This is a genomic window from Pseudoalteromonas neustonica (assembly GCF_001653135.1).
In the GTDB taxonomy this organism is placed as follows: Bacteria; Pseudomonadota; Gammaproteobacteria; order Enterobacterales; family Alteromonadaceae; genus Pseudoalteromonas; species Pseudoalteromonas neustonica.
Genome location: NZ_BDDS01000007.1, coordinates 231,106 through 242,151, shown reverse-complemented (window position 1 = coordinate 242,151; position 11,046 = coordinate 231,106). Strand labels below are relative to the sequence as shown.

At 40.3% G+C, this 11,046-nt stretch carries 11 protein-coding genes and 1 other RNA gene; 4 read left to right on the top strand and 8 right to left on the bottom strand.

Annotation, left to right across the window (positions count from 1 at the left end):
• Positions 1–114 precede the first annotated feature (114 nt).
• From A7967_RS12760 to rsmI, 3 genes are all read right to left on the bottom strand, one after another.
• A complete protein-coding gene (locus A7967_RS12760; RefSeq protein ID WP_064435744.1) occupies positions 115–1,143 on the bottom strand; it encodes an ATP-binding protein in 1,029 nt (342 codons plus the stop codon).
• A 534-nt stretch (positions 1,144–1,677) separates the two neighbouring features.
• Positions 1,678–2,057: RNase P RNA component class A (gene rnpB / locus A7967_RS12755), an RNA gene on the bottom strand.
• Between the two features lie 41 nt (positions 2,058–2,098).
• Positions 2,099–2,956 carry a 16S rRNA (cytidine(1402)-2'-O)-methyltransferase gene (gene rsmI / locus A7967_RS12750; RefSeq protein WP_054204386.1) on the bottom strand — a complete coding sequence of 286 codons (858 nt, stop codon included), beginning with the start codon at positions 2,954–2,956 and terminating at the stop codon, positions 2,099–2,101.
• 61 nt (positions 2,957–3,017) lie between these two features.
• Between rsmI and A7967_RS12745 the strand changes: the two genes are divergently transcribed.
• The 4 genes from A7967_RS12745 to dolP are packed head-to-tail and all read left to right on the top strand — an operon-like array spanning position 3,018 to position 6,463.
• Positions 3,018–4,895, top strand: coding sequence for a penicillin-binding protein activator (locus A7967_RS12745; RefSeq protein ID WP_064435743.1), 1,878 nt, complete (start codon positions 3,018–3,020; stop codon positions 4,893–4,895).
• Positions 4,896–4,936: 41 nt separating this feature from the next.
• Positions 4,937–5,308, top strand: coding sequence for a YraN family protein (locus A7967_RS12740; protein ID WP_054204388.1), 372 nt, complete (start codon positions 4,937–4,939; stop codon positions 5,306–5,308).
• 1 nt (position 5,309) lies between these two features.
• A complete protein-coding gene (locus tag A7967_RS12735) occupies positions 5,310–5,897 on the top strand; it encodes an SIS domain-containing protein (protein WP_054204389.1) in 588 nt (195 codons plus the stop codon).
• On the top strand, positions 5,897–6,463 hold the full coding sequence (gene dolP / locus A7967_RS12730) for a division/outer membrane stress-associated lipid-binding lipoprotein (RefSeq protein WP_054204390.1): 567 nt from the start codon (positions 5,897–5,899) through the stop codon (positions 6,461–6,463). The genes A7967_RS12735 and dolP overlap by 1 nt, the downstream gene beginning before the upstream one ends.
• A 335-nt stretch (positions 6,464–6,798) precedes the next feature.
• Here the strand turns inward: dolP and A7967_RS12725 are convergent, their stop codons facing one another.
• The 5 genes from A7967_RS12725 to petA form a co-directional block, all read right to left on the bottom strand.
• A complete protein-coding gene (locus A7967_RS12725; protein ID WP_054204391.1) occupies positions 6,799–7,242 on the bottom strand; it encodes a ClpXP protease specificity-enhancing factor in 444 nt (147 codons plus the stop codon).
• Positions 7,242–7,868: a stringent starvation protein SspA gene (gene sspA, locus A7967_RS12720; RefSeq protein WP_054204392.1), complete on the bottom strand. Its 627-nt coding sequence runs from the start codon at positions 7,866–7,868 to the stop codon at positions 7,242–7,244. The genes A7967_RS12725 and sspA overlap by 1 nt, the downstream gene beginning before the upstream one ends.
• A gap of 79 nt (positions 7,869–7,947) precedes the next feature.
• On the bottom strand, positions 7,948–8,691 hold the full coding sequence (locus A7967_RS12715; RefSeq protein WP_054204393.1) for a cytochrome c1: 744 nt from the start codon (positions 8,689–8,691) through the stop codon (positions 7,948–7,950).
• The gene (locus tag A7967_RS12710) at positions 8,688–9,953 is read right to left on the bottom strand and encodes a cytochrome b (protein ID WP_054204394.1); all 1,266 of its coding nucleotides are present in this window, start codon (positions 9,951–9,953) and stop codon (positions 8,688–8,690) included. Before A7967_RS12710 ends, A7967_RS12715 begins: the two co-directional genes overlap by 4 nt.
• On the bottom strand, positions 9,953–10,543 hold the full coding sequence (petA, locus tag A7967_RS12705; protein ID WP_054204395.1) for a ubiquinol-cytochrome c reductase iron-sulfur subunit: 591 nt from the start codon (positions 10,541–10,543) through the stop codon (positions 9,953–9,955). The genes A7967_RS12710 and petA overlap by 1 nt, the downstream gene beginning before the upstream one ends.
• Between the last annotated feature and the right edge of the window lie 503 nt (positions 10,544–11,046).

The following is an 11,046-nucleotide window of genomic DNA, read 5'->3' as shown; positions in this document are numbered from 1 at the left end:
ATGATCTTGTAGTGCATGACTACATATCAACGTGCTTACAGCACCTTGCTGAGCAGCCCGATGACCTTGAACCGCTATTACCTTGGAATATTAAGCAAGGCTAGGTGTCGTTAGCTATACGCTTACGACTGAAGTCTCATCATCCATCTTGCTATGCAGAAATGAATACCTTGTATCTTGGCGTACAGCTTCTATCTTTAAGATAATACTTTCGTAAGGCTTTTTTGCAGTAGCGCTGCTTTGTGAGTCCTTTTCACTTTTCAAATCAGCTAAAAGTGTATCAATACTGAAAAAAATAGGGGTATCCGCTGAAACAATAATTTCTTTGATATGTTGTTTTTCAGCTTCAGTAACTTTAAGTTGAGTGATAATTTTTTTTATAATTGCTTTTTGATTAGAGCCTGGTTCAATATTATAAACACCAAAAAATTCATCTAAATCTAAAAACCAATAAGGTAACGAGAATTTACTCCATGGAATCGCATTTGTTCTACTCTTGAAGCTGTCATTTTGATCAGATTGATTATAGCCAAACGCTGAAGGGTACTCATTATGAATATCGAAGAATAAGATACGAGGGCATTCATAACTTGAGAGGATAGATTGAACTATTGAAGCAACAGTACAACTTTTACCACTTCCAGTCGTACCTAAAATTGCAGTGTGTCTACCCATAAGCTTGTCTAGGTTTAAGTAAGTTTGATTATCATCACTTTTATCGGTAACACAAAAATGCTCTTTATCTTCTTCTAGGTTGATACCTATTAATTGATTTACTTGGTCACTGCTTAAAAAATATGTGTCATAGTTAATTGTTGGAAGACGTTTAACGCCTCGGTTAAATTTACCACCGACATCACAGCCTAAAATTGAAAGAGTAACAACCCTCCTCTCTTCAGTATAAATTTCTAAACCATTATCCCCTCTTTTGGTTTTATCTATTTCTGTTATTTGCACCTTGCTTATAGTACAAATAGTATTTCCATTAGCGCCCCCGCAATTGACGTAAGCACCAACTTCTGCACAGTAATTAGTACCGCCAAATTTACGCTCTAAAAAATCGGCATAAAGAATAATTGAGCTACCATCCACTTCTTTAACTTTTCCGAATTTTAATTCTGGTTCTCTTAGTGTTATTGACAATTTTAACGTCCTTATTAATAAATATAGCTCATACATTAGCTTCAAAATATTGAAGGTTATTGGATAAGTTTATAACTACACTTGGTTTATTTAAACAATACTCCTTACTTTCATTTGAGTAAATGCGTGATTAGATGAAAAACATAAAAGTTTAATATAGAGATCACACAAAGAAGCCTTATTCTTATATTACGTAAAAATCAAATCCATTTATTACCGCCTCTAGCCTCTTCAAGCTAGCTCCACCATGTGTATATTTATCTGTAATCCCACCTTTTGAAATTTCATGACCAACCACTTGTTGTATTAGTGAGAGATCAAACGAGTGGTTATTTCTTATGTTACTTATAAACGTATGCCTAAAGCTGTGATAGCTGCGTAGTTCATCTAATTCATTAACACTAGGTATTTCAAGCTCTATTACCAAGCGACCACACCAACTAATGGTATAGCTTATAGCTTATGGCTAAAATCTGATAGCAAATTTCAAGCACAAAAAAGCCCGCAGCGTTAACTGCGGGCTTTTTTGTTGAATGAGTGAGTCAGCCTATAAGCCGGGTTTTGTCCTTTCCGAAGAAAGTGATAATCATTCGTCTAGGCCATAAATCGCTCTATGGCTCAAGCAACCTACCCGGTTCTCACGTGGGCCACGCGTTCATTATTTAAAATGATAGAACCCTATTTGGTCTTGCTCCGGGTGGAGTTTACCTTGCAACCAACTATTACTAGTGGCCCGGTGCGCTCTTACCGCACCCTTTCACCCTTACCAATCCGAAGATTGGCGGTCTCCTCTCTGCTGCACTTGTCGTGGGCTCGCGCCCCCCAGCCGTTAGCTGGCACCCTGCCCTATGGAGCCCGGACTTTCCTCCCCCTGATCATTTTCGTCACAGGCAGCGATCATCTTGGCTGACTCGGCGCGCATTATACCTGAGCTAAGCAGTATGTGCAGTAAGATTTATTCTTTTTCGTCGATAATTGTTTTATATAAGGCATTTTTCTTCATGCCGAAGTAATCAGCCACAATACCGCAGGCTTTTTTCATTGGCATTTCATTCTCAAGGAGCGCCAGCATTTTACGCGCCTCAGGTGGTACATCATCAACAAGCTTTGCTTTACCTGGCAACATGAGTACTATTTCACCGCGCTGCTTGGTTGGATCGTCAGTTAAAAATTGTTTAAGCTCGCTTACAGTGCCATTGAAAAAGGTTTCAAATGTTTTGGTTAGCTCTTTAGCAAATACAACCTGCTGATCGCTGCCAAGCGCAGCTTCTAAATCGTCAAGGCTGGCCATTATACGATGCGTGCTTTCGTACATGATGCTGGTGATGTTGGAATTAACCGCATCAATGAAAAAATCTTGTCGTGCTTTACTTTTAGCGGGTGTAAAGCCAATAAACTGAAAACGATCAGTTGGTAAGCCTGAACAACATACGGCCGTAATTGCAGCACACGCACCTGGAATTGGCGTAACATGCGCACCTTGCTCTCGGCATAAGTTAACCACGGCATAACCTGGATCACTAATCAGCGGTGTGCCGGCATCCGATACCAACGCAATATTTAAACCTTGATTAAGTTGATCAATAATTTGTTGCGCTTTTTGCTTTTCGTTATGGTCATGCAAAGCAAACGTTTTTGCTTTAATCCCAAAATGACTGAGCAACTTGCCGGTGTGGCGAGTGTCTTCAGCAGCGATTAAGTCAACTTGCGATAATGTCGCGATTGCGCGCTGACTTAAATCGTCAAAATTGCCGATTGGGGTGGCTACAATGTAAAGAGTGCCGATTTTCTGTGAATTCTCCTCATTTAACATTGAGGTCTCCTGCGTCAGTCAGTAATATAAGCAAATCGCGTTAACGTATTGGGAAATCATTGTGCGACTTAAACTTGTTAGTCTATTAATCATATTGTCAGGGTTATCGGCCTGTAGTACAACCGAAAAACCGACTAAAACCACTGAAAACCTCAGTTCAGCTAATAGCACCACACAAATTCAAGCGACTGATGCACAATCTATGTACCAAATTGCTTTGAATCGCCAAGGTGCTGATAAAATTCAGCTACTGTACAGTGCTCGTGACGCAGCAATAACTGAACAAAGCTGGCCACTATTGGAACAAGTGTGTATCGAACTTGAGCGTACTCCGAGTGTTGATCAGGTACAAAACAAGCTTTACATCGCATTTGCACAAAAGCAGCAAAACAAGAACACTTTGGCGCTTGAAATCCTCGCCAGTTTAGATTCACAACTAACGCAGCCCGAACACTTTGCATGGCACCAGTATCTAACAGCCAGTATTTACGCATCACAAAATTTACCTAAAGACGCGATGCCTTACTTTTTTAGGGCGTCAGAGACTGCAAGTAAAAATAACTTAACCATACCGCAGTTAAACAAAGGATTATGGGAAAACTTAAAACAGCTTTCATCTTACGCGCTTGAACGCTTTAACCGCGGCTCTGTTGTTCAACAAGGTTGGGTTAATTTAGCTTTATATCATTTAGTGTATTTAGGCGCGCCTGTTGAATTGGATCAGGCAATTAATAATTGGCAGCGACGCTATCCAACTCACCCTGCGATAGATGTATTGCCTAAGAAAGCGGCCGCACTTATAGCTATTGCCCCCTTAGATATTGAACGTTTAGTAGTGCTAATTCCCCAGTCAGGTGCAAATGAACGGTTAGGTGATGCATTAAAAGCAGGTATTTTAGGTGCGCTAGATAGCTCACCGATTCAAGAGACTATTTTTATTGATGAAATGCTTAGTCCCTCAGAAATAACAGCTAAGCTTAGCGAGATTAAACCAAACTTTGTGATTGGCCCATTACTCAAAGGTAACATTGATAAACTTGTGGCTAATCAAGCTCTGCAAAGCTATCCAACTTTACATTTAAATTCATTTGATGGCGAACGCACATCAACTCAGCATTATTTCTTTGCACTTAATCCTGAGCATGAAGTTCAGCAAGCGCTGGAACACTTTTTAGCAATGGGTTACCAAAAACCGATGTTGCTTGCGCCAAATAACGGTGCTGGTCAACGGTTAGTTGAGTACTTTAATGTTCAGTGGCAACGCTATAGTGAAACAAAACCAGAAGTCGGTTTATACGATGATAAAAAGGACATGCCTACAACGATAACCAGCTTACTCGAAGTGGATAAATCGAAGGAGCGAATCAGCACAGTAAAATCATTATTTAAACAAGAAGTTGAAAGCGAAACTCGATCTCGTCGTGATATTGATGTTATTTATATCCTAGGTGATGCCATGGAAACCCGTTTGCTCAAACCTTATTTAGATGTAAATGTAAGTACCTTTGCTGAACGGATCCCACTTTACGCAAGTTCAAAAAGTCATAGTAAACAAATTGATAAAACTGATAAAGGCGACCTAGATGGTTTGTACTTTACTGAGTTACCGTGGATGCTAAGTGACCAGATATCAAAGCAAGCCTTACGTCAGCAATATAATACTTTATGGCCTGATCAAGCTGATATAAGCCAACGATTATTTGCGATGGCCTATGACTCCGTAGCAATGCTTAGTGATATTACACAGTTGAGTATGATCCCTGGTAAGCAGTTCAGTGGTTTAACAGGCCAATTAAGCATTACTAGCGATGGCCAAATTAACCGTCATTTGAATTGGGCTCAATACAAAAACAAGCAAATTAGCGCCGTGCAACTTAAAACACATGCACCGATCCCATTATTTATGCAAACAGCAAGTGACCAAATGGGGAGTGAGTAGCTATAATCCTGATTTGAGGCCAGCAAAATAAGGATGTTGTGATGTCTTGGTTTAAACAACTATGGCAAAATAGCCGTGAAAAAGGTCAGTATTACGAGTTACAAGCGCAAAAGTATTTAGAAGAACAAGGTTTAATAGCCATTGAGCGCAACTATAACTGCCCCTACGGCGAACTAGATGTGATAATGCGTGATGGTGATACATTAGTATTTGTTGAAGTGAAGTTTCGCAGTAGCCACATAAAAGGCGGCGCGCTGCATGCACTTGGTAAACAAAAACAGCAACGTTTAAAACGTACAATTTATCATTATTTAGCATTTAAAAAACTGAGTAATCAAGCGCTCAGAATTGACTTTGTCGCAATAACCGGCGAAGTGCCGCAACAACTTAATTGGATAAAAAACGTATTTTAATATGCAAGATACAATAAAAGAAATTTTTACAGAAAGTATTCAAGTGCAGATTGCTGCAGGTGAAGTTTTGCCTAGTGCGTTAGAAAGCGCCGCATTCACAATTGCGCAAAGCTTAATCAATGGTAATAAATTGATTTTTTGCGGCACAGCAAGCTGTCATATGCTGGCTCAACACATGGCTGGTGTGTTGATTAATTTTTATGAAACAGAACGCCCGTGCTTACCTGCAATTGCGTTATCGCAAGAACATATTAACTTAGGTCAAACGAGCCAAAGTGACGAACAAGATACATTTGCTCGCCAAGTGCGTGCGTTTGCACAACAAGGTGATTTATTGCTGGTACTGGCCATTAATGGTAATGAAAAGAATATTATTTCTGCGGTTGAGGCTGCGTTAACTAAAGATATGAAAGTGATAGTTTTAGTTGGTGATGATGGTGGTGAATTAGCAGGCTTGCTTGGCGCAAATGATGTTGAGATCCGCGTACCATCAAAGCGCCCTAGTCGCATTATAGAGTCACACTTAGTTAACCTTCATTGCCTAAGTGAGTTAATCGATTTAACCCTATTTCCACAGGATGAAAGTTAATGCTCAAGCACTCACTTATTATTATCAGTACCGTTTTATTTTTACAAGGTTGCGCCGTTGCCGTTGTTGCAGGAACTGCTGGCGCAGTAACTGCAGCGAATGATCGCCGAACTTTGGGTTCACAAATTGATGATAACAACATCGAGATCAAAGCTAACTTATCTATAAATGAGATACCACGCTTAGCAGATCATGCCAATATAAGCGCTGTAAGCGTTAATGGCATTGTTTTATTGATAGGGCAAGTTGCCAATCAAGAAATGAAAAATGAAGCCCATCGTGCGATTGAGACAGTAATAGGCATACGTAAGATCCATAATCAGATTCGTATCGGTTCTAATATTAGCATTAGCACAAAAACACACGATTCGTGGTTAACATCAAAAGTAAAAACAAAGCTACTTACTACCGATAATATTAGTAGTAATAACATCAAAGTAATTACTGAAAATGGCGAAGTTTTCTTAATGGGTTTAGTCTCCAACTCCGAGGCTAACACGGCTGTAAGCGTTGCCCGTAACGTATCTGGTGTTGAACGTGTAATTAAAGTGTTTGAGTATTTGTAAAGGTATCAGGTTCGAGGAGTTTAAAAGCCTTGCAGTTAATATCGCAAGGTTTTTTAATTCCTGTAGGCGGGAGTTTACCTCGCGCATCTTCACTAAAAAACGCGGGGTAAACAATCAACCTTTACCCGTTTCTAGCAGCTCGTCGCCTATGAACTTTAACACCACCTGCGCGGCATAAACCCCCGCCTACGCAAACATAAATCCCTATGCGCCCGCAGCCGGGAGTTTACCTTGCACCTAGTTACTTCCCTAGCACCTTTGATTTTTACCTTTAATGCGCTTTTATACAGACATAAAAAAACCGCTACTTAGCGGTTTTTTTGTCAATTTACATATTATTTTACAACACGTAAATGCGAGCCTTTTTTGTTATCTGGCTTAGGCGGTGTAGGTTCATCATCAGGGGTGAACCCATCGTCTAAATCAACACTTTCTAGCTCACCTACAAAATCGTCTTCGTCCTCTAAAAACTCATCTGCGGTAAACACTGTGCCTTCTCCGTTTTCGCGGGCATAAATAGCAAGCACTGCACCAATTGGCACATATACTTGCATTGGCTGACCACCAAATCGGGCGCTAAAGCTTAATTGCTGATTATCCATCGAAAACTGCGTGACGGCTGAAGGGCTAATATTAAGCACAATTTGACCATCTTGGATAAACTGTGTTGGTATTTGCACTGCAGGAAAATCAGCGTTTACCACTAAATGTGGCGTACACTGATTATCAACAATCCAATCAAAAAAAGCGCGGAGTAAATAAGGACGATTAGACGTCATTACAAACGGATCTCACGCTCAGCTTCAGTCAAAGAAGCTTGGAATGATTCACGCTCAAATAAACGGATCATGTATTCTTTCATTTCTTTAGAACCAGCACCATTAAGCTCAATACCAAGTTCAGGTAAACGCCATAGTAGTGGTGCTAAGTAGCAATCAACTAAACTGAATTCTTCACTCATAAAGTAAGGAGCTTCAGTAAAGATTGCTGCAACAGCTAGTAATGCTTCTGTCAGCTCTTTACGTGCTTGAGCAGCATCTGCGCCATTGCCATAAACTTTTGCAGCAAGGCTATACCAGTCCGTATCGATACGATGCATCATTAGACGGCTACGGCCACGCATTACCGGATATACAGGCATTAGTGGAGGATGAGGAAAACGTTCATCAAGGTATTCCATGATGATGTTTGCCTGATATAAACCTAACTCACGGTCAATCAGTGTTGGCACTGTACCGTAAGGGTTAATTTCATGAAGTGCTTCTGGCAGGTTGTCCTTTTCAGCCAGATGAATATCTACACTTACGCCTTTTTCAGCAAGTACAATACGTACTTGATGGCTATACATACAGTTAGCACCAGAAAAAAGGGTCATTACAGGGCGCTTATTGGCAGCTACGGCCATGCCTACCTCCATTAAATAACAAAAACAGCAATAGGGGCTTAAGCCCCTATTGCAAAATTACCTTTAAATATGTTCAAACTTAATGAACATCTCTCCAGTATTCTTTCTTAAGCATGAATGCCAAGATAAACAGGATAATTAAAAATCCGATTACCTTAAGACCTAACGCTTCTGAATCAAGACGTGAAGGTTCACCCACGTATTCGAGGAAGTTAGTTAAATCACGAGCCGCTTGGTCGTATTCATCCACACTCATTTCGCCCGACCCATCTGTTTCAGTGCCAATAACTTTAGTCACAGTGTGACCATGTTCTTCAACCTGTTCAGTAATAGGTGTTGGTAAGCCTTGCAATTCTTGAAGAACGTGAGGCATACCTACCGATGGGAAAACAATATTGTTTACGCCAAACGGACGAGATTCATCTTTATAAAATGATTTTAAATACGTGTAAATATAATCCGGAGATTTTACACGTGCAATTAGAGTTAGATCCGGCGGAGCCGCACCAAACCATTTTGCTGCATCATCTTTTTCCATTGCATTGGTAATGTGACTACCGACTTTTGAACCATCAAAAATTAATTGTTCAAGACCTACTTCTGTAGGAATACCGATATCACGAAAAGTACGTTCATAACGCTGATACTCCATTTGGTGACAACCAAGGCAGTAGTTCATGAACAACTTAGCACCACGTTGCAACGAAGGCTGATCAGTTAGGTCATTTCCAGCTTCCATTAATGGAACCGAAGGACCCGCCGCCATTGCCGGCAATACGTTTATTGATAAAGCAAATAAACCGATAATTAGCTTTTTCATCATTTCGTCAACCTCTCTGGCAATGGCTTAGTTTTTTCATTCTTACTGTATACAAACAACAGCACGAAGAACATAAAGTAAGTCACAGTACAGACTTGCGAGATAATCGTTTTCATATCAGTTTGAGGAGTTGCACCCACCCAACCTAATAGAACGAAAGTAACCACAAAACCTGCAATATTCCATTTATGGAAGCCACAACGATAACGAACAGATTTAACTGTACCACGGTCAAGCCAAGGTAATAACGCAAGTACTACAATCGATGCGCCCATCGCAGCAACACCCATAAGTTTATCAGGGATTGCACGTAAGATTGCATAGAATGGCGTAAAGTACCACACTGGGAAAATATGCTCAGGAGTCTTAAGTGGATTTGCTGGCTCAAAGTTTGGCGCTTCTAAAAAGAACCCACCCATCGCTGGCATAAAGAACACAACCCAACAAAAGAAAATTAAGAAACCAACCACACCCACAATATCTTTTACTGTGTAGTAAGGATGGAACGGTATCGCATCAACAATGTCTTTCTTGTCAGTGTAATACTCATGGAATTTAAATTTAGGCTTATCTTCTTCAGCTACAGAGCCTTTCTTACGCTTGATTTCAACACCGTCAGGGTTATTTGAACCCACTTCGTGAAGTGCCACAATATGTAAGAATACTAAGATCACGATAACCAATGGCAATGCAATTACATGCAGTGCAAAGAAGCGGTTAAGCGTCGCACCAGATATTACATAATCACCACGGATCCAAAGCGTTAAGTCATCACCAATAACCGGAATAGCACCGAATAGTGAAATGATTACCTGTGCACCCCAAAACGACATTTGCCCCCAAGGTAATAAATACCCCATGAAAGCTTCAGCCATAAGTGCTAAGAAAATAAACATACCAAACAACCACAGTAATTCACGTGGTTTTTGATAAGAACCATAGATCATACCACGGAACATATGCAGATAAATAACGATGAAGAACGCTGACGCACCCGTTGAGTGCAAATAGCGTAATAACCAGCCGTATTCTACATCACGCATGATGTATTCTACTGACGCAAACGCGCCCTCAGCAGACGGAACATAGTTCATGGTTAACCAAATACCTGTAAGGATTTGGTTTACTAGCATTAACATGGCTAACGAGCCAAAGAAATACCAGAAATTAAAGTTTTTAGGTGCAGGATACTGTGCTATATGCATGTTCCAAACACGTGTCATTGGGATACGATCGTCGATCCAACCAATAATTTTACCAAACATTAGGCTACCCCTCTTTCTTCACCCACTAAAATAGTGGTCTCATCTAGAAAAGTATAAGGTGGTATTTCTAAGTTCAATGGAGCAGGTACCGATTGGAATACACGGCCAGCCATATCAAATTTAGAACCATGACATGGGCAGTAGAAACCGTCATCAGTTCCTTCTACCTTTTCACCAAATCCACCACTTAAAAACTGCGGTGAACATCCTAAATGCGTACAAATACCTACAGCGAGAAATATCTCTGGACGTAATGAACGGTAATCATTTGTTGATGATTCTAATTGTTGTGGCTCTTGCGATTGCGGATCACGAAGTTGACCTTCATGTTCTTTCATCTGCTCAAGCATTTTTGGGGTACGTGATACAACCCATACAGGTTTACCACGCCACTCGACACGTATTAATTGTCCAGGCTCAAGTTTGCTGATATCTACTTCTACAGGCGCACCCGCAGATTTAGCTCGCTCACTTGGATTCCAAGACGCAATAAAAGGAACAGCAGCCCCAGCCGCACCAACACCACCTACAACAGAGGTAGCTATGGTTAAAAAGCGACGTCGGCCATTGTCTACAGGCGCATTGCTCATCCACTTATCTCCACTATGATTCTCAACACTTGCCATATTGAGAACATCAGTTACAGCAGGTTAATTTTTCGAAATTTTAAAATAGAAGCGATCATAATTAAAACCCCTGACTAAAACAAGGTTATTAACAGCCTCATGCTCGAATAATCCCGACTTTATCAACTAATTGACTAAGTTAGCTCGAGCATAGAGCCGTCTCTATGATATGACTTTTACAAAAACAATATACTGACCAAGATCAACCTCACTAAGAGGAAGCAGAAAAACTGCACATGGTGCTGTTGAACTCACTCACATTACTTGCCAGACAATTGTAGCAAAAAAATTCATCAATTAACTGACGGATTTACACTAATTATGATAATTATTGAACTTTTTTTAGAGTTATACGCAGGAAAGGCAGTAGTAGGTTAATTATTAGGCGTATATTTAATACGAGTTTGCTGGTTACTTATAAAAAGTGCGAGTTTTCTAATACTGTAGATTTCTGTTTCAAAGGGTAC